Raw genomic sequence first — 18463 nt, forward strand, 5'->3', positions numbered from 1 at the left:
CGGTCGGTCCGGAATTGTTCATCTCGACCAGCTCCTGACTCTTCAGTAACCTTACTCCAGAGTAAATCTACGACCGAGCAGGGAGTCAGGACAATGGCCGATCGCTATCTGCACCTCACCGGCACAGCACCCGGCCGCTTCCTCACCCGCCGGCTCGGCCTGCCGCAGCCCGCCCCGCTGCGCCGCTGGACCCTTCGGACGCAGCGCCTGGACGGGCCGCTGCTGCATCTGACCGCCGGGGACTCCGCGATCACGGACGAGCTGGCGAAAGCGCTCGCCACGACCGGGCTGACGGTCGACGCCCACGCCGCACGACCCGCCGGGATCGTGCTGGACGCCACGGGGGTCACCTCCGCCCGGGGTCTCGCCGAGGTGCACGCGGCCCTGCATCCTGTTGTACGGTCGCAGACTCCCGGTGGCCGGATCGTCGTCATCGGCACGCCCCCGTCCTCCGATGACCACCATCAGGCCGCTGCCCAGCAGGCGTTGGAGGGTTTCGTCCGGTCCCTGGGGAAGGAGATCGGGCGCGGCTCCACCGCCCAGCTCGTGCGGATTCCGGCCGGGGCCGCGCCGGGGGCCGCCGAGTCCACCCTCCGCTTCCTCCTCTCCCCCCGGTCCGCCTACGTCAGCGGCCAGGTGATCGAGCTGACCACCGCGGCCCCGGACCCCGTGGCCGACCGGGACGCCCCGCTCACCGGCCGCACCGCCCTGGTCACCGGCGCGGCGCGGGGCATCGGCGCGTCCGTCGCCTCGGTGCTGGCCCGCGACGGGGCGCACGTGATCGTGCTGGACGTCCCCCAGGCCCAGGACGACCTGGTGCGCACCGCCGACCGGCTCGGGGCCACCGCGCTGCCGCTGGACATCACCGCGCCGGACGCCGCCGCCCGCATCGCCGCCGCCGCACCGGACGGGCTCGACGTCCTCGTCCACAACGCGGGCATCACCCGCGACCGCCGCCTCGCCAACATGCCGGCCGACCGCTGGGCCCAGGTCATCGACGTCAACCTCGACAGCGTGCTCCGCACCACCGACGAACTCCTCACCTCGGGCACCCTGAACCGGGGCGGCCGGGTCGTCGCCACCGCCTCCATCGCGGGCATCGCGGGCAACAACGGCCAGACCAACTACGCGGCCAGCAAGGCCGGAGTCATCGGCCTCGTCCGCTCGCTCGGGCCGCGCGCCGCCGCCGACCACGGCGTCACCGTCAACGCGGTGGCCCCCGGGTTCATCGAGACGAAGATGACCGCCGCCGTCCCGCTGTTCATCCGCGAGGCGGGACGCCGCATGAACTCCCTCTCCCAGGGCGGGCTTCCGGTGGACGTCGCCGAGGCCGTCGCCTGGTTCGCGCAGCCCGGTTCCACCGCCGTCAACGGCCAGGTGCTGCGCGTCTGCGGCCAGAGCCTGCTGGGGGCGTGAGACCGATGACCTCACTCAGCGCCTCGCTCGTGCGCGGGGCCCTCACCTCACCGTTCAAGCGCGCCGGGCAGCCGGACGCCACCGTGCCGCGGGGCCGCCTGACCCGCCCGGCCGCGCCCGTCGCGCCCGGGCCGCTCGCGGCGTACGGAAAGATCTGCGGGTTCGCCGAGTCCGGCCCGTTGCCGCTGACGTATCCGCATGTACTGGCCTTCCCGCTCACCATGCGGCTGATGACGGAGCGCGCCTTCCCACTGCCGGTCCTCGGGCTCGTCCACACCTGGATCGAGATCACCCCGCACCGCACCGCGCAGCCCACCGAACCACTCGAACTGACCGTGTATGCGGAGGGATTGGCCCCGCACCGGCGAGGCACCGAGGTCACGATGGCGACCGAGGCGCGGGTGGGCGGGGAGCTGGTGTGGGAGTCCCGCAGCGGCTATCTGTCCCGGCACGCGACGGCACCTGCGGACCCCCCGTCCCGCACGGCCCCGGACGCCGCCGGCGAGCTGCCCGCCGTCACCGAGTGGCGGCTGCCCGGCGACCTCGGACGGCGCTACGGGGCCGTCTCCGGGGACCGCAACCCGATCCACCTCCACCCGCTGACCGCCCGGCTGTTCGGCTTCCCCCGGGCCATCGCGCACGGTATGTGGACGGTCGCCCGCTGCCTGGCCGAGGCCGGGGACGCCGCCGCGGTCCGTTCCGTACGGGCCGAGTTCAGGGCCCCCGTCCTGCTGCCCGCCACCGTGACGTACGCCGCCGACGCCGCCGGGAACGCCTTCGCGCTGCGCGGGACGAAGGGGCGCGTCCACCTCGTGGGGACGGTGACCCGGAAGGCGTAGGCGTCACTGCTTCCCGAGCTCCGCTTCCCGGGGCGCGCATGTGACACTCCCCTGTGGGCTCCCGCCCGCTCCGGCTGGCCGTCACCGACGCCGACCGGGGGACACATGCACGAGAAAGCAGGGCCGGTAACGGTGGAGAGACCCAGCGCGGTCGAGCGCGCACTGCGTGAGGCCGCGCCCCACGAGATCTTCGACGTGGTCCGCTCGGTGATCGAGAGCCGCCACCGGGCCCGTACGGTGGACCTGCTGCTCGCCGACTACGCGATGACCCGGCTGCAGCCCGTCGGCGTCCTTCCGGACACCCGCACCCCCGTCCCGGTGCACGACAGCGCGCCCGGTCGCGCCTTCGGCGCGCAGGCTCCGCACTGCGTACCGGACCCCTCGGCCTCCACGGTGACGGCCCACCTCCCGGTCAGCGTCCGGGGAGACCGGCTGGGCGTTCTCAGCGTCACGCTGGCGGCGCACGAGGGCGGCGGACCGACAGCCGAGGTCCTCGCGGATCTCCAGGAGTGCGCCGACGCCCTGGCGCACGAGGTGGTCGTGGCGGAGCGGGACACCGACCTCTTCCTGCAGGCCCGGCGGGCGGAACGGCTCACCCTGGCCGCCGAGATGCAGTGGCAGCTCCTGCCCGGCCGCTCGTGCGCGCGTCCGGAGTACAGCCTGGGCGCGCAGCTGGAGCCCGCCTACGCCATCTTCGGCGACAGCTTCGACTGGTCGGCCTCGGCCGACGACCTGTACGTGACCGTCAGCAACGGCATGGGGGAGGGCATCCACGCCGCGCTGCTGACGAACCTCTGCGTCAACGCGCTGCGCAACGCCCGCCGCGCCGGCCTCAGCCTGAGCGACCAGGCGTACCTGGCCGACCAGGCGGTGTACGGGCAGCACGGCGGGGACCAGTACCTGTCCACCCTGCTCTTCCGCTTCCACCTCCCGACCGGGGAGGTGGAAGTGGTCGACGCCGGATCACCCCGGGTGTGGCGGGTGCGCGACGGGGTCGTGGAGCAGATCGCGTTCGAGGCGCAGATGCCCCTGGGCATGTTCGAGGACACCGACTACGTCGCGCAGCGCTTCCAGGTCGAGCCCGGTGACCGGCTGCTTTTCATCAGCGACGGCGTCTACGACGCGCTGTCCCCGGCCGGCGAGAGGTACAGCCTCCGAGCGCTGGCCGCCTCGATCAACAGCACACGGCTGCTGCCCGCGCCGCAGGTGCCGAGGGTGATGCTCCAGGAGCTCCTGGGCCACCGGGGATCGGGACCGGCCGCGGACGACTCGCTCGTGATGTGCCTGGACTGGCACGGCCGCGAGGCGCCGGGTCCGGCGGGGCCGTGACGGCGGGCGTCTGATCCGGCCGGGCCGCTGAACCGCCGAGCCCCGGGGCCGACCGTCGACCGCGCCCGGTCAATATGTGGCCGCCGGGTGAAGACTCTGCGACCTTCTGCCCGGGGAAACCCGTGCGGGAGGGGGGCCGGGTTGTCAGGCGAGCACGACGTGCGCGAAGGTTGCCTCAAGGCAATCGTCTAGTTGATGAGGTGAGGGGTTCGCCCAGCGGGCCCTCGGCATGTGGCTTTTCCCCAAGCGCGAACCCGCCCGGACACGCGTCCCGACACGCGTCCCGACACGCGTCCGGACTTCCCGTGGGGCCGGGCGCCGTACCCGGTGCTGATCGCCGACGTCCAGGGCGTCGTGGCACGGTGCAACGACGCGGCCCAGGCCCTGCTGCCCGCCGCGGCCCCCGGGGCGCCCCTGGCGGACGTGGTGCCGGACTGGCTCCGCGACGCACACGCCGGGCTGAACTCCCCGGGCCCGTACTGCGCGCCGGAGACCGGGCGGGTTGCCGCCGGCGACATCGACGGCCGGTACTTCGAGGCGCACCCCACGGTCCGGGACGACGGCTCCGTCGCCTGGTGGCTGGTGGACGACACCGACCACCGGCTCGTCCGTGAGGCGCTGCGCGTGGAGAGGGAGCTCAGCGCGTTCCTCGCGAAGGCGTCCAGCGTTCTGCTGTCCTCCCTCAACCTGGAGCGCTGCATGGACGTCACCGCGCAGATGGCCACCGAGAGCCTCGCCGACGCGGCTCTCGTGATCGCGCCGGCGCGCGGCCGTCGGCTGCCCGTGGTGACCTGCCTGCGCGGAGGGGCTCCCGAGACGACCACCGTGACGGTGAACCCCGACGCGGTGCCGGGACTGGGAGAGGCGCTGCGGGGGTTCCCACCGGTTCCCTCCCGGTGGATGGACCCCGGCGCGGCCCCCGCGTGGATGAAACCCGAGGGCATGGGGCCCATCGGCTCGATCGTGATCACCCCGCTGCCCGGGCACGGAGTCCCGGCCGGAGTGCTCGTCCTGCTGCGCAGGGCGGAGACCGCCGCCTTCAGCGAGGAGGAGGAGGTCTTCGCCCGGCTGTTCGCCGCCCGCGCGGGTGCCGGGATGTCGGCAGCCCGGCTGTACGCGGAGCAGAGCTCGATCAGCGAGCTGCTGATGCGGGAACTCCTGCCCCCCGCCCTGCACCAGATCTCCGGAGTGGATTTCGCCGGCGGCTACCGGCCCTCGGCCGACCACGAACGGATCGGGGGCGACTTCTACGACGTCCACCCCGCGACCGTGGAGGGCGATGCGTCCCTGGTGCTGCTCGGGGACGTGTGCGGCAAGGGGCTGGAAGCCGCCGTGCTGACCGGCCGGATCCGCAACACCCTGCACGCGCTGCTTCCTTTCGCCGACGACCACCAGCGGATGCTCGACCTGCTGAACACCTCGATGCTCAGCTCCCACCACACCCGCTTCGCGACCATGGTCCTGGCCTCCGCCGTACGGCGCGGCAGCATGGTGGACCTCAAGCTCACCAGCGGCGGTCACCCCCGCCCGCTGATCGTCCGCGCCGACGGCACGGTCGAGGAGGCCGACACCCGCGGCACCCTGATCGGGGCCATCCCCGCCATCGCCTCCACCACCACCACCGCGTCCCTGGCTCCCGGGGAGTCGTGCGTCCTGTACACCGACGGCATCACCGAGGCCAAGGGCGGGCCGATGGGCGGCGACCTGTTCGGGGAGGAGCGGCTCAAGCGCGCCCTCTCCGGCTGTGCGGGCATGCCCGCCGAGGGGATCGTGGAGCACGTGCAGATGCTGGCCTCCCAGTGGCTGAGCGACGGTTCGCACGATGACATGGCCGTCGTCGTGATCTCCGCGCCCCGCACCCACCACCTGAGCGCGGTGAACGGGCACACGCGGGGCAGGTACACCGCATGAGCACGAGCACCACGCACCGCCCTTGCGACGCCGAACGCGCCGAGCGGCCGGTGGAGCTGCTGTGGAACGCCGTCTCGGCCGGGGACGAGTGCGCGGCCGCCGACCTCCTCCTGCGCCTGCTCGACGAGGGGGCCGATCCGGAGAGCGTCCTGCTGGACGTGATCGCCCGTGTGCAGGGCCGTGTCGGTGAGGAATGGGCGGCCAATCGGATGAGCGTCGCCCAGGAGCACGCGGCGACCGCCATCAACGAACGGGCCGTCGCCGCCCTCAGCACGCACCCCGCCGCCCGCACCGCCACCACCCGGGGCCGGATCACCGTGGCCTGTGTGGACGGCGAGTGGCACGGGCTGCCCGCCCGCCTGCTGGCCGAGGTCCTCAAACTGCGCGGCTGGCGGGTCGACTACCTCGGCTCGCAGGTCCCGACCCCGCACCTGATCGTGCACCTGCACCGCACCCGGGCCGACGCGGTGGCGCTCTCCAGCTCCATCCCCACCCGGCTGCCCACCGCGCACGCGGCGATCACCGCCTGCCAGGCGATCGGCGTCCCCGTCCTCGTCGGCGGGGCCGCCTTCGGACCCGAGGGCCGGTACGCGAAGCCGCTGGGCGCCGACGCCTGGGCCCCCGACGCCCGCGCCGCCGCCGACCTCCTCGCCCGCAATCCGCTGCCCCGGCCGCAGCCGGACCACCAGCAGCTCGACGACCTGCCCCACCTGGCCGACCAGGAGTACACCCTGGTCTCCCGCAGCAGCGCCTCCCTCGTGCGCGAGGTCTACACAGCGCTGGAGGGCGCCTTCCCCGCGATGCGCTCCTACGGCGCCGTGCAGCGCGAGCGCACCGCCGAGGACCTCGCGCACATCGTCGACTACCTGGCCACCGCCCTCTACCTCGACGACGAGGAGCTCTTCACCCGGTTCATCACCTGGACCGCCCGGATCCTCGTCGCCCGGGGCGTACCCGCTTCGAGCCTGCCGCCGGCCCTGGAGCTGTTGGCCGGGGAGCTCAAGGACTTCTCCCGGGCCGTCCGCATCCTCGGGGCGGGAACCCGGGCTCTCGTCACCGACCAACCAACCGCCGCCGGGATCACCGCATGACCACGCACCCCCACCACCTCCGGCTGACCACGGTCGACGAGCAGGACAGCGTCCGTATAGAGCTTCACGGAGACCTCGACCACGACAACGCCGACCTGCTGGTGCAGGAGGCCACCGGCCGGCTGGACGCACGCCCCGCGCTGACCGATCTGCATCTGCGCTGCGCGGAGCTCGGCGCGGTCGACTCCATGGGCCTGTGCGCCCTGCTGATGATCGCCCGCCGCGCCACGGAGGCCGGAGTGCGGCTGCATCTGGACGACCGGCCCGCACGGCTGGAGCGGCTCCTGAGCCTCACCGGTACGCTGGGCCACCTGACGGCCCCGCCTCCGACCCGGCCCCCGGCGCCGTCGGCCACCGAGGCGGGTACCGGGGCGGCGCCCCCCACCGGGCCGATCAGCACCACCTGAGTCACTGCCCGGCGCTCACCGGGGAGAAGCACCCACCGACGGGCAACCATGACCGCATCAGAGGCCGCCACCCCCGGGATCGGGCAGGAGCCGACGAACGCCGCGAGTTCGATCGTCGAGCTCCTCGACGTGATGTGGGACCACGCCAGGAACGCCACCACGGGAATGAGTGCGCCCGGCTCCACGTCCCAGCTCCGCCTGATGTACGTCGTGGACCGCGAGGAGCCCGTGCGCATGCGCACCGTGTGCCGGCGACTCGCCTCCGCGCCGCCGACCGTGACCCGCATGTGCGACCGCCTGCAGGCCATCGGTTTCCTCGAACGCCTGCCGTGTACGGACAACGGCCGTGAGATCGCGCTCCGGCTCACCGCCACCGGCAGGGAGCACCTGCAACGCATCCGCGCGCAGCGCGACACCATGCTCCACCGGGCCATCGAGGACATGGCCCCCGGCGAACGCGACGCCCTCGCCCAGGGCCTCGCGGGACTCCGGACACAGCTCGACAACGCGTACGGAGCGGAGCACCGCGCTCCCGGCAGCCACTCCGCGGCCTGAGCCCCGGGGGGGGCGTCCGCGGCGGGGGCTATCCGGCCGGGGGCGTCCAGGGCCGGGCGTGCATCAGGTTCTCCAGGCCCGCCCAGGCGAAGTTCATCAACGTCGCCGCGGCCTCCCTCGCCGAGACGTCCGGAGTGTCGTTGGCCCAGCCCGCCAGCGACTCCGCGGCCCCCACGAGGGCCTGGGCGAGGCCCGCCACATCGCGGTCCGCGAGGGCGGGATCGCTGTGGGCCTCCCGGGCGGCTGCTCCGATCAGGCCCGTCACGAACGCGACGATCTCGTCCCGCAGGAAGCCGACCTCGCTGACGAACGGCTCCCCGTGCGAGCGCGCCTGACGGTGCAGCACCGACCAGGCGTCCGGGTTCTCGGCGGTGTGGACGAAGAACGCCCGCAGCCCCGCCCACAGTTGGGCGTCGGCGGGCAGCTCCGGGTCCACCCCGGCCCGCACCGCCTCCAGCAGGGCCAGTGCCTCGCGGCGGATGCAGGCCGAGAACAGGTCCTCCTTGGAATTCAGGTACAGGTAGACCAACGGCTTGGAGACGCCCGCCAGCTCCGCGATCTCGTCCATCGAGGCGGCCCGGTAGCCGCGCTGCCCGAAGGTCCGCACGGCGGCGTCCATCATCTGCTGCTCGCGCACGGCGCGCGGCATCCGCTTGCTCTTCACAGCACCCACGTCCGGCTTCCTCCCCGCCCCCACTGCCCTGCTCCCCTTCCACCCTACGGCGGCGGGCGGCCCGGCGTCGCAGGGAGCGAGCAGCGAGTGATCAGACAGACCGCCGGACGATCCGGGGCCGAGGAGCGTCATACCTCGGGCCTACACGGTTCCGACCGACGTCCGACGCGGGCCGTCCGGGCCGCCGCCTAGCGTGGCGGGCATGACGATCTCCCTTCGCAACCGACGGGCCGGGGCCGCCGCGACCGCCGCGGCGCTGGCCCTGGCCTCCCTGGCCGCGCTCGCCGGGACGGCCACGCCCGCCTCGGCGTCCGGCCGGGCAACGACGGCGACGGCCTTACCGCCTGCGTCGGCCGCCGTCCCGCCCGCCTCCGGCGCCCCTGCCGCCCCCTCGGCGCTCACGCTCCCCCGCCCCACCGGCCCCTACGCAACCGGCCGCGACACCCTGTTCCTCACCGACCACGAGCGGACCGACCCCTGGGTGCCGGCCGCCGGTCCGCGCCGGTTGATGGTGTCGCTGCACTACCCGGCCCGCCCGGGCAGCGGCGACGGCCCGGCCCCGTACATGCCGGAGACGGAGGCGCGGCTGATGCTCGCGCAGCGCGGGCTCGACGACCCGAAGTGGCCCGGCCGGGTCGCCGCCACCCGGACCTTCTCCCGTACGGACGCCCGGCCGGCCCCGGGGCGCTTCCCTCTCGTCCTGCTCTCCCCCGGCTTCGGCACGCCCCGGGCGACGCTGACCGGGCTCGCGGAGGAGCTGGCGAGCCGGGGGTATGTCGTGGCGACGGCGGACCATCCCTACGAGTCGACCGGTACGGAACTGCCCGACGGGCGGGTCCTCACCTGTGCCGCCTGCGACGAGGTGGACGCGCAGCCCGACGAAGCCGGGCGGCGCACGGTGCTGGCCGCCGTCTCCACCGGGCGGGCCGCCGACTTCTCGTTCCTGCTGGACCGGCTGACCGGGCCGCGCCCGGCCTGGCGGCACGCCCGGGCGATCGACGCGCGGCGGGTGGGCATGGCGGGCCACTCCATCGGGGGAAACGCGGCCGCCTCCACGATGGCCGCCGACCGCCGGGTCGACGCGGGCGTCACCATGGACGGCACGTTCTTCGACCCGGTCGCCGCCCGCGGGCTGGGCGGGCGCCCGTTCCTGATGCTGGGGACCGACCCCGGGCACGGTCCCGGCGGTGACACGACCTGGGACGAGGGCTGGGCCCGGCTGGACGGCTTCAAGCGGTGGCTGACGGTCCGGGACTCCGGGCACTTCACCTTCACGGACACCCCGGCGATCGGGGAGCAGCTCGGCCTCGTGGACCCGCACGCGCCGCTCTCCGCGGCCCGTTCGACCACGATCACCCGCGCCTATGTGACCGCGTTCTTCGACCGCAGCCTGCGCGGCCGGCCGGCCCGGCTGCTGGACGGCCCGACGCCCGCCCACCCCGAGGTGCTCTTCCAGCGCCCCTGACCGTACGGGGGTCGGCCAGGGCGGGAACGCGAGAGCGCCCCCGGTCCACGTCGCAGGACGTGGACCGGGGGCGCTCTCGCGTCTGCCGGGGCGCTACGCGGTGGCGGGCACCGCGGTCTTCGGCTCCGCGTCGCGGACCCCGTCCCGGTCGGCGTCGTCGCCGAAGGAGTCGATCGGGGAGGGCGAGGCGGAGTTGTACGCGTCGTGGTCGAGGACCTTCTCGCGGGCCGCGACGATCACCGGAACCAGCGCCTGGCCGGCCACGTTGGTGGCGGTGCGCATCATGTCCAGGATCGGGTCGATGGCCATGAGCAGGCCGACACCCTCCAGCGGGAGGCCCAGCGTGGACAGGGTGAGGGTCAGCATGACCGTCGCGCCGGTGAGACCGGCCGTGGCCGCCGAGCCGATCACCGAGACGAAGGCGATGAGGAGGTAGTCGCCGATGCCCAGCTGCACGTCGAAGATCTGCGCGATGAAGATCGCCGCCAGCGCCGGGTAGATCGCGGCGCAGCCGTCCATCTTCGTGGTGGCGCCGAACGGCACGGCGAAGGAGGCGTACTCCTTCGGAACGCCGAGGCGCTCGGTGACCCGCTGGGTGACCGGCATGGTGCCGACCGAGGAGCGGGAGACGAAGGCGAGCTGGATCGCGGGCCAGGCGCCCTTGAAGAACTGGAGCGGGCTGACCTTGGCGACGGTGGCCAGGAGCAGCGGGTAGACGCCGAACATCACCAGGGCGCAGCCGATGTAGACGTCGGCGGTGAACGTGGCGTACTTGCCGATGAGGTCCCAGCCGTAGTCGGCGATGGCGTAGCCGATGAGGCCGACGGTGCCGATCGGGGCGAGGCGGATGACCCACCACAGGGCCTTCTGGAGCAGCTCCAGGATCGACTGGCTGAGCGTGAGGATCGGCTTGGCCTTCTCGCCGAGCTTGAGGGCGGCGATACCGGCGACGGCGGCCATGAAGACGATCTGGAGCACGTTCAGCTCGGTGAACGGCGTGATCACGTCACTGGGGACGATGCCGGTCAGGAAGTCGATCCAGCTGCCCTTGGTCTCGGAGAGCGCGCCGTCCTTCGGCGTGAGGCCCGTGCCGGAGCCCGGGTTGGTGATCAGACCGATCGCGAGGCCGATGCCGACCGCGATCAGCGAGGTGATCATGAACCAGAGCAGCGTGCGGGTGGCCAGCCGGGCGGCGTTGTTGACCTGCCGCAGGTTGGTGATCGACACGAGGATCGCGAAGAAGACCAGCGGGGCGACGGCCAGCTTCAGCAGCTGGACGAAGAGCGAGCCGATCTCGTCGAGGGTGGTGACGAGCCAGCCCAGGTCCTGGCTGCGGGCCAGCCAGCCGAGCAGCACACCGAGGACCAGACCGGTGACGATCTGGGCCCAGAACGGGACCTTGGGTATACGGGGACGGGACCCGGAGCCGGAGCCTGTGGGCTGCTCGGCCTCGGGGGCGGTGGACGCGGGGTTCGCGGACACGGACACACTCCAGTGAGGACGCATCGGGACACACGGAAGCCATCCGTGCGGTCGTGCGGTGGAACGGGGACGGGGTCGCGGCGCCCGCGTCGAGGGGCGGCGCCGCCGCATGATGCCGTATCAGACCTCGCGGCAACAGACCGCGGACATACAGCGGCAGAGATCGACATGCAGGCGCGCCACGAGCGGGGGGCTCGCGGCATGACGGAGTCGCACTGCTGTCTTCACGTCGAATACGTTAACACTTGAACTTTGAGAAGCTCAAAGCCTTTCTTTGGCTCGGAGGCGACGCTCCGGCCCCGCACCTGTCCGGGAAACGCCACCGGACCCTGTACCGGAGCGGCTCGCTCCGGTACAGGGTCCGGTGGAAAGAAGCAGAAAGGGAGAGGTCGCGCGCGGCGCGCGTGTGAGGAACGTTACTGAACGACGTCCTCGCGGGTGCGGTTGGCATCCAGGCGCGCCTTGGTGCGGTCGACGCCGGCGACGATCTGCTCGGACATCTCGTCGCGCTGCTTGCGCAGCAGCACATAGCTGAGCGGCGCGGAGAGGACGAGGCCGAGGAGGATCACCCAGATCATGTTGGAGCCGCCGAGCCCCGAGGGGATCAGCCCGAAGTGGACGGCGACACCCGCGACGAAGAAACAGCCGACGAAGATCAGCAGGCGCAAAGCCGTGTAACGGATCATCGCGCTCGGCTTGGCAGCGGACACGGCTGGCCCTCTCTTCCCATGAACGGTCGGCACACTCTGCCCGTCCAGTGAAGCATGGCCCGAATTCTCTCGGTTCAGGGGGTTGCCGGGTCTCCGAGCGGCAGCAGCATGATGATGTCGTCGCGGTCGTCGCCGGGGGCGACGCGGATCGCGTCCGGGACCCGGCCGACCTCCTTGTAGCCGCAAGCGGTGTAGAAGCGGTCGTTGCCGGTGCCGCCCCGGCAGGTGAGCCGGATGGCCTCGATTCCCCCGATGGAGCGCGCGGCGCCGGCGGCGGCCGCCATGAGGTCGCGGCCGTACCCCTTGCCCTGGAGGCGGGGGTGGACCATGACCGTGTAGAGCATGAGCCAGTGCTGGAGCAGCCGGTGGTCGTTGAGCGTGAGGAACGCGGTGGCGACGACCGCGCCGCCCTCGTCCCGGCCGACCAGCAGCCTGACCTTCCCCTTCTCGATGGCGGCCAGGTGCTTGAGCAGATCGGGCCGGATCTGCTCGGGGGTGACGGGCGGAACGAAGCCGACGGCCCCGCCCGCGTTGGTCACATCGGCCCACAGGGCGGTGATGCCGTCGCGGAGCTCGGGGGTGAACGAGGGATCCAGCTCAAAAGTAAGGGTCATTGAGCAATGTTAGCCATTACCGCCAGGGCGGCTCAACCCTGTCCGGAACATGAGAAAGCCCCGGCCGGTAACGACGGCCGGGGCATTCTTCGAACCAGGGGTCGGACGTACGCGTCAGACGCGCATCGGCTGCGGCGACTCGCGCAGATCGGCGTCCGCGCCCGGGTACTCGCGCAGGATCTCGTACCGGGTGTTCCGCTCGACCGGCCGGAAACCGGCGTCGCGGATCAGGTCCAGCAGGTCGTCACGGCCGAGCTTGTTCGGCGTACCGAAGTCGTCCGCGTCGTGTGTGATCTTGTACTCCACGACCGAGCCGTCCATGTCGTCCGCGCCGTGCTGCAGCGCGAGCTGGGCGGTCTGCACGCCGTGCATCACCCAGAACACCTTCACGTGCGGCACGTTGTCGAAGAGGAGACGGGAGACCGCGAAGGTCTTCAGGGCCTCCGCGCCGGTCGCCATCGTCGTGCGCGCCTGGAGCTTGTTGCGGATCTTGCCGTCCTTCATGTCCACGAAGTCGTGCTGGTAGCGCAGCGGGATGAAAACCTGGAAGCCGCCGGTCTCGTCCTGCATCTCCCGCAGCCGCAGCACGTGGTCGACGCGGTGACGGTGCTCCTCGATGTGCCCGTACAGCATCGTCGCGGGGGTCTTGAGCCCCTTCTCGTGCGCCAGGCGGTGGATGCGCGACCAGTCCTCCCAGTGGGTGCGGTGGTCGACGATGTGCTGGCGGACCTCCCAGTCGAAGATCTCCGCGCCGCCGCCGGTCAGCGATTCGAGGCCGGCCTCGATCAGCTCGTCGAGGATCTCGGAGGCCGAGAGCCCGGAGATCGTCTCGAAGTGGTGGATCTCCGTCGCCGTGAACGCCTTCAGCGCGACGTTCGGCAGGGCTTCCTTCAGCGCGCTGAGCGAGCGCGGGTAGTAGCGCCACGGGAGGGTCGGGTGGAGCCCGTTGACGATGTGGAGCTCGGTGAGGTTCTCGTTCTCCATCGCTTTGGCGAGGCGGACGGCCTCCTCGATGCGCATCGTGTACGCGTCCTTCTCGCCCGGCTTGCGCTGGAACGAGCAGTACGCGCACGAGGCGGTGCACACGTTCGTCATGTTGAGGTGCCGGTTGACGTTGAAGTGCACCACGTCACCGTTCTTGCGCGTGCGCACCTCGTGCGCGAGGCCGCCCAGCCACGCCAGGTCGTCGGACGCGTAGAGGGCGATCCCGTCCTCGCGGGTCAGCCGCTCGCCGGCCCGGACCTTCTCCTCCAGCTCGCGCTTGAGTCCCGCGTCCACCCGTCCGCCTCCCAAATTCTCCGTGTATCAGGCTCCGACCAACCGTACTCCCCCACCTTTCGGGCGGGAGGGGCCCCCTTGCGGCGCTCCGCGCCTACGGCTCCTCGGGAAGTTCCCCGACCCGGTTCTCCCACTTGGTGGAGAGCACGATCGTCGTACGCGTCCGCGAGACGCCCTTCGTACCGCTGAGGCGGCGGATCGTCTTCTCCAGGCCGTCCACATCGCCGACGCGGACCTTGAGCATGTACGAGTCGTCGCCCGCGATGAACCAGCAGTCCTCGATCTCCGCCAGGTCCTTCAGGCGGCGCGCCACGTCCTCGTGGTCGGCCGCGTCCGAGAGCGAGATCCCGATCAGCGCGGTGACGCCGAGGCCGAGCGACGCGGAGTCGACGGTGGCGCGGTAGCCGGTGATGACACCGGCGGTTTCCAGCCGGTTGATGCGGTCGGTGACGCTGGGCCCGGAGAGCCCCACGAGCCGTCCCAGCTCGGCGTACGAGGCCCTGCCGTTCTCCCTGAGGGCCTGGATGAGCTGCCTGTCCACCGCGTCCATATGACTGAAACCTTCCATTGTTCAGCAGTACCGCGAGTCTACGTGTAGAATCTAAGGCATGTAGGGCCGACGCCCTGCAAATCTTCTAGAACTTCCAAGAAACGCTTTCGAATCTTCAGGAGTGAACTTCACCGTGTACACGATCGAGATGGCCTACGCCCGGATGCGCGAGCTGCAGGACCTGGCCAACCGCTCGCGTGCCCACCAGCCCGCGGCCGCGCACCGCGTCGACAAGACCCGCTCCCCGCGCTCGCCGAAGAAGCGCTGACCCGGACCCTCTCAGTCCTCCGGACTGCGGGAGCCGCCACCGAGCTCTCCCTCCCAGCGGCGGTACAGCCGGTGCGGCACGGCTGCCGCGTCCAGCACCCGCCCCGCGACGAAATCCACCAGGTCCTGGATGTGCGTCGCCCCCGCGTAGAACGCCGGAGAGGCGGGCAGCACGATCGCGCCCGCCTCGTCCAGGGCCACCATCTGCTTCAGCGTCTGGCCGCTCAGCGGGGTCTCGCGCACCGCGACGACGAGCGGACGGCGCTCCTTGAGCGTCACGCTCGCGACCCGCTGGAGCAGATCCTTCGACAGACCGAGCGCCACGCCGGCCACACAGGCCGTCGAGGCCGGCACGATGAGCATCCCCTTCGCCGGGTACGACCCGGAGGACGGCCCGGCGGCCAGATCACCGGCCGGCCAGTGGCGTACGCGCTCCAGCTCCGCGTCCCCCACCGCGAAGGCGTCAGGCCTGCCGTCGGCGCCACGATCCAGCCAGGCCCGCAGGTCCTCGCGCCAGTGCCCGTCCCGGAACGCGATGCCGGTCTCGTCCAGCAGCGTGAGGCGCGAGGCCCGGCTCACCACCAGGTCCACGCTCTCGCCGGCCGCCAGGAGTCCGCGCAGAACGGCGGCCGCGAACGGGGTACCCGAAGCACCGGACACCCCGACAATCCAAGGCCGCCGCTGCTGCTGAGTCACTGAAGTCCTGGATTCCACACCCGCGAGCCTATCCGGCGCGCCTCCGCGCACAGCACCCGGAACCGGGCGGGGGCCACAGACGTTCTCCGGGTGACGGGCAACCCGGGGGCAGGGGCAGACCATGGGCGACTACTGGACCACCGACCGCACCACGGACCACGGCACCACCGGCAGCGCGCGGGCCCTGACCGCCGGGCTCCTGATGACGGGCTGGGTGGCCCTGCTGTGGGTCCTCGAAGGGATCGACGGGGCCACGGGCCACGCCCTCGACACATACGGCATCAGCCCGCGTGAGATGTCCGAGCTGCGGGACGTGGTGCCCGCCGCGTTCCTGCACAGCGGCTGGGAACATGTGGCCTCCAACAGCGTCCCGCTGCTGGTCCTCGGCTTCATAGCCGCCCTCGCGGGGCTCCGCCGGTTCGCCGCCGTCGTCCTGACGATCATCGTGGCCAGCGGCCTCGGCGTGTGGCTGACCGCGCCGGGGAACACGATCACGCTCGGCGCGTCCGGCGTGGTCTTCGGGCTGCTGGGCTATCTGCTGGTCCGCGGCTTCGTGGACCGCCGCCCCTGGGACATCCTCATCGGCGTCGGCGTCGCCGTGGCCTACGGCTCGCTGCTGTGGGGCGTCCTGCCGACCCAGTCGGGCGTCAGCTGGCAGGGGCATCTGTTCGGGCTGATCGGCGGTGTGGCGGCGGCATTCCTCTTCCGTCGCCCGTCCGCGCGCCGAGGACCGGACAGTCTGGTCACGGTCTGAGGCGCCCGACGGCTCCGCGGCGGGCTACGGGGTCAGGCCCCGCACCAGCAGGTCCAGCAGGGCGCAGGCGAACAGCGCGATGCCGATGAAGCCGTTCACCGAGAAGAACGCCCGGTTCAGCCGGGACAGGTCGTGCGGCCGCACGACCCGGTGCTCGTAGACGAACGCCACGGCGACGATCGCCATACCGATCCAGTAGAAGACCTCGGCGTCCGTCGCCAGACCGAACCACACCAGCAGCCCGGTCGTGATCGCGTGGCACACCCGCGCGCCCCACAGCGCGGCCGGGATCCCGAAGCGCGCCGGGAAGGAGAGCACCCCGTGGGCTCGGTCGGCAGCCACGTCCTGGCAGGCGAAGATCAGGTCGAAGCCGCCGATCCAGATCCCCACCGCGAGCCCGAGGATCACCGCGTCCCACGACCAGCTGCCGGTCACCGCGAGCCACGCGCCGACCGGCCCGATGGCCTGCGCGAGCCCCAGGATGGCGTGCGGGAAGTTCGTGAACCGCTTGCCGTACGGGTAGACGACCATCGGCACGACGGCCACCGGCGCGAGCACCAGGCAGAGCGGGTTGAGCAGGGCGGCGGCGCCCAGGAAGACGGCCAGCGCGACGACGGCGCCGGTCCACGCCGACTTCACCGACACCGCGCCGATCACCAGCTCCCGGCCCGCGGTGCGCGGGTTCCGGGCGTCGATCTCCCGGTCGATGATCCGGTTGGCGGCCATCGCGAACGTCCGCAGCCCCACCATCGCCAGCGTGACCAGCAGCAGGACACCCCAGTGGATCGTGCCGTCCAGCTGGAACATCGCGGTCAGCGCGGCGATGTAGGCGAAGGGCAGCGCGAAGACCGAGTGCTCGATCATCACGAGCCGCAGGAAGGCCTTCACCTTGCTGCTGGAGGGGGCGGGGCCCTGGACGGACGCCGCTTCTGCCGCACTGCTCACAGCCCGTATTCCTTCCAGCGGCGGTCGACCTTCGCCGCCGTCTCCGGGTCGGAGACGACCATCTCCGGCCAGCCGCCGTCCCGGGTGTAGCCCTCGGTGGGCAGCTTCTTCGTGGCGTCGATACCCGCCTTGCCGCCCCAGAACTGCTGGTAGGAGGCGTGGTCGAGGTGGTCGACCGGACCTTCGGCGACCGTGAGGTCGCGGGCGTAGTCGGTGTTGCCGAGCGCCCGCCAGGCCACCTCGTGCAGATCGTGGACGTCGCAGTCGGAGTCGACCACCACGATCAGCTTGGTCAGCGACATCATGTGCGCGCCCCAGATCGCGCTCATCACCTTCTGGGCGTGCTTCGGGTACTTCTTGTCGATCGAGACGATCGCGCAGTTGTGGAAGCCGCCCGCCTCGGGGAGGTGGTAGTCCACGATGTCCGGCACGATGATCTTCAGCAGCGGCAGGAAGAACCGCTCCGTGGCCCGGCCCAGCGGCCCGTCCTCGGTCGGCGGGCGGCCCACCACGATGGACTGGAGCAGCGGCCGCTTGCGCATGGTGACGCAGTCGATGGTCAGTGCGGGGAACGGTTCCTGCGGGGTGTAGAAGCCGGTGTGGTCCCCGAACGGGCCCTCGGGCAGCATCTCGCCCGGCTCCAGCCAGCCCTCGATGACGACCTCCGCCTGCGCGGGGACCTGGAGCGGCACGGTCTTGCAGTCGACCATCTCGATCCGCTTGCCCTGGATGAACCCGGCGAAGAGGTACTCGTCGATGTCCCCGGGCAGCGGCGCGGTGGAGGCGTACGTGACGGCGGGCGGGCAGCCGAAGGCGATGGCGACGGGCAGCCGCTCCCCGCGCCGGGCGGCGACCTGGTAGTGGTTGGCGCTGTCCTTGTGGATCTGCCAGTGCATCCCGATGGTGCGCTTGTCGTGGCGCTGGAGCCGGTAGAGGCCCAGGTTCCGGACACCGTTCTCGGGGTGCTTGGTGTGGGTGAGGCCGAGGTTGAAGAACGAGCCGCCGTCCTCGGGCCAGGTGAACAGCGCGGGCAGCTTGTCCAGGTCGACGTCGTCGCCGGTCAGCACCACTTCCTGGACGGGCGCGTCACCGGACTTCACCTTCTTCGGCGGCACGTGCACCATCGAGCCGAGCTTCCCGAAGGCTTCCCGTACGCCGACGAAGCCCTGCGGCAGCTCCGGCTTGAGGAGCCCGCCGATCTTGTCGCTGATGTCGCTGTACGACGTCAGCCCGAGGGCCTTGAGCAGGCGCCGGTCGGTGCCGAAGACGTTCATGGCCAGGGGCATCGAGGACCCCTTGACGTTCTCGAACAGCAGGGCCGGACCGCCCGCCTTGTTGACCCGGTCGACGATCTCGCCGACCTCCAGGTGGGGGTCGACCTCGACCTTGACGCGCTTGAGATCACCATCGCGCTCAAGAGCCCGGAGCAGGGAGCGAAGATCGTCGTAAGCCATGCGGTCCAGTTTGTCATCCCCGCCCCC

At 71.8% G+C, this 18463-nt stretch carries 19 protein-coding genes; 10 read left to right on the forward strand and 9 right to left on the reverse strand.

The features are described from left to right. Positions 1–93 precede the first annotated feature (93 nt). The 7 genes from RNL97_RS13780 to RNL97_RS13810 all read left to right on the forward strand — a co-directional run bounded on the left by RNL97_RS13780 (position 94) and on the right by RNL97_RS13810 (position 7548). Positions 94–1416 carry a 3-oxoacyl-ACP reductase gene (locus tag RNL97_RS13780; RefSeq protein WP_030588660.1) on the forward strand — a complete coding sequence of 441 codons (1323 nt, stop codon included), beginning with the start codon at positions 94–96 and terminating at the stop codon, positions 1414–1416. A 5-nt stretch (positions 1417–1421) separates the two neighbouring features. Further along, positions 1422–2255, forward strand: coding sequence for a MaoC/PaaZ C-terminal domain-containing protein (locus tag RNL97_RS13785; RefSeq protein WP_030588659.1), 834 nt, complete (start codon positions 1422–1424; stop codon positions 2253–2255). Between the two features lie 132 nt (positions 2256–2387). Continuing rightward, complete coding sequence (locus RNL97_RS13790) at positions 2388–3584, forward strand: PP2C family protein-serine/threonine phosphatase (protein ID WP_030588657.1); 1197 nt, start codon at positions 2388–2390, stop codon at positions 3582–3584. Between the two features lie 327 nt (positions 3585–3911). Beyond that, on the forward strand, positions 3912–5495 hold the full coding sequence (locus RNL97_RS13795; RefSeq protein ID WP_030588655.1) for a PP2C family protein-serine/threonine phosphatase: 1584 nt from the start codon (positions 3912–3914) through the stop codon (positions 5493–5495). Beyond that, the gene (locus RNL97_RS13800; protein WP_243314253.1) at positions 5492–6586 is read left to right on the forward strand and encodes a cobalamin B12-binding domain-containing protein; all 1095 of its coding nucleotides are present in this window, start codon (positions 5492–5494) and stop codon (positions 6584–6586) included. The genes RNL97_RS13795 and RNL97_RS13800 overlap by 4 nt, the downstream gene beginning before the upstream one ends. Beyond that, on the forward strand, positions 6583–6993 hold the full coding sequence (locus tag RNL97_RS13805; protein ID WP_313750744.1) for an STAS domain-containing protein: 411 nt from the start codon (positions 6583–6585) through the stop codon (positions 6991–6993). The genes RNL97_RS13800 and RNL97_RS13805 overlap by 4 nt, the downstream gene beginning before the upstream one ends. A 48-nt stretch (positions 6994–7041) precedes the next feature. Next, positions 7042–7548, forward strand: a complete 507-nt coding sequence (locus RNL97_RS13810) for a MarR family winged helix-turn-helix transcriptional regulator (protein ID WP_030588649.1) — start codon at positions 7042–7044, stop codon at positions 7546–7548. 28 nt (positions 7549–7576) lie between these two features. Here RNL97_RS13810 and RNL97_RS13815 read toward each other — a convergent pair whose 3' ends face one another. Further along, positions 7577–8221, reverse strand: coding sequence for a TetR/AcrR family transcriptional regulator (locus tag RNL97_RS13815; protein WP_030588647.1), 645 nt, complete (start codon positions 8219–8221; stop codon positions 7577–7579). Between the two features lie 202 nt (positions 8222–8423). On the opposite strand from RNL97_RS13815, the gene RNL97_RS13820 reads away from it, so the two are divergent. Next, complete coding sequence (locus tag RNL97_RS13820) at positions 8424–9686, forward strand: alpha/beta hydrolase family protein (protein ID WP_313750745.1); 1263 nt, start codon at positions 8424–8426, stop codon at positions 9684–9686. Between the two features lie 93 nt (positions 9687–9779). On the opposite strand, the gene RNL97_RS13825 is transcribed toward RNL97_RS13820, so the two are convergent. The 5 genes from RNL97_RS13825 to RNL97_RS13845 form a co-directional block, all read right to left on the reverse strand. Continuing rightward, a complete protein-coding gene (locus RNL97_RS13825; protein WP_030588641.1) occupies positions 9780–11168 on the reverse strand; it encodes a dicarboxylate/amino acid:cation symporter in 1389 nt (462 codons plus the stop codon). Positions 11169–11584: 416 nt separating this feature from the next. Further along, the gene (locus tag RNL97_RS13830; protein ID WP_032766239.1) at positions 11585–11878 is read right to left on the reverse strand and encodes a DUF4229 domain-containing protein; all 294 of its coding nucleotides are present in this window, start codon (positions 11876–11878) and stop codon (positions 11585–11587) included. Positions 11879–11952: 74 nt separating this feature from the next. Next, positions 11953–12492 (reverse strand): GNAT family N-acetyltransferase, encoded by a 540-nt coding sequence (locus tag RNL97_RS13835; RefSeq protein ID WP_030588636.1) that lies wholly within the window; start codon positions 12490–12492, stop codon positions 11953–11955. Positions 12493–12606: 114 nt separating this feature from the next. Further along, on the reverse strand, positions 12607–13770 hold the full coding sequence (gene mqnE, locus RNL97_RS13840) for an aminofutalosine synthase MqnE (RefSeq protein WP_313750746.1): 1164 nt from the start codon (positions 13768–13770) through the stop codon (positions 12607–12609). A gap of 94 nt (positions 13771–13864) precedes the next feature. Beyond that, positions 13865–14320, reverse strand: a complete 456-nt coding sequence (locus RNL97_RS13845) for an Lrp/AsnC family transcriptional regulator (protein ID WP_030588629.1) — start codon at positions 14318–14320, stop codon at positions 13865–13867. Between the two features lie 121 nt (positions 14321–14441). Between RNL97_RS13845 and RNL97_RS13850 the strand changes: the two genes are divergently transcribed. Beyond that, positions 14442–14588 carry a hypothetical protein gene (locus RNL97_RS13850; RefSeq protein WP_010063936.1) on the forward strand — a complete coding sequence of 49 codons (147 nt, stop codon included), beginning with the start codon at positions 14442–14444 and terminating at the stop codon, positions 14586–14588. A gap of 11 nt (positions 14589–14599) precedes the next feature. Here RNL97_RS13850 and RNL97_RS13855 read toward each other — a convergent pair whose 3' ends face one another. Then, entirely contained in the window at positions 14600–15283 is a 684-nt protein-coding gene (locus RNL97_RS13855) for a UbiX family flavin prenyltransferase (protein ID WP_030588625.1), read from the reverse strand. Positions 15284–15404: 121 nt separating this feature from the next. On the opposite strand from RNL97_RS13855, the gene RNL97_RS13860 reads away from it, so the two are divergent. After that, the gene (locus RNL97_RS13860) at positions 15405–16037 is read left to right on the forward strand and encodes a rhomboid family intramembrane serine protease (RefSeq protein ID WP_243314254.1); all 633 of its coding nucleotides are present in this window, start codon (positions 15405–15407) and stop codon (positions 16035–16037) included. Between the two features lie 24 nt (positions 16038–16061). Here RNL97_RS13860 and mqnP read toward each other — a convergent pair whose 3' ends face one another. Both mqnP and RNL97_RS13870 read right to left on the reverse strand, forming a co-directional pair. Further along, positions 16062–16982, reverse strand: a complete 921-nt coding sequence (mqnP, locus tag RNL97_RS13865) for a menaquinone biosynthesis prenyltransferase MqnP (protein WP_030588619.1) — start codon at positions 16980–16982, stop codon at positions 16062–16064. After that, entirely contained in the window at positions 16979–18436 is a 1458-nt protein-coding gene (locus RNL97_RS13870; RefSeq protein WP_030588616.1) for a menaquinone biosynthesis decarboxylase, read from the reverse strand. Before RNL97_RS13870 ends, mqnP begins: the two co-directional genes overlap by 4 nt. Positions 18437–18463 lie beyond the last annotated feature (27 nt).

The organism is Streptomyces parvus, assembly GCF_032121415.1.
GTDB lineage: Bacteria > Actinomycetota > Actinomycetes > Streptomycetales > Streptomycetaceae > Streptomyces > Streptomyces globisporus_A.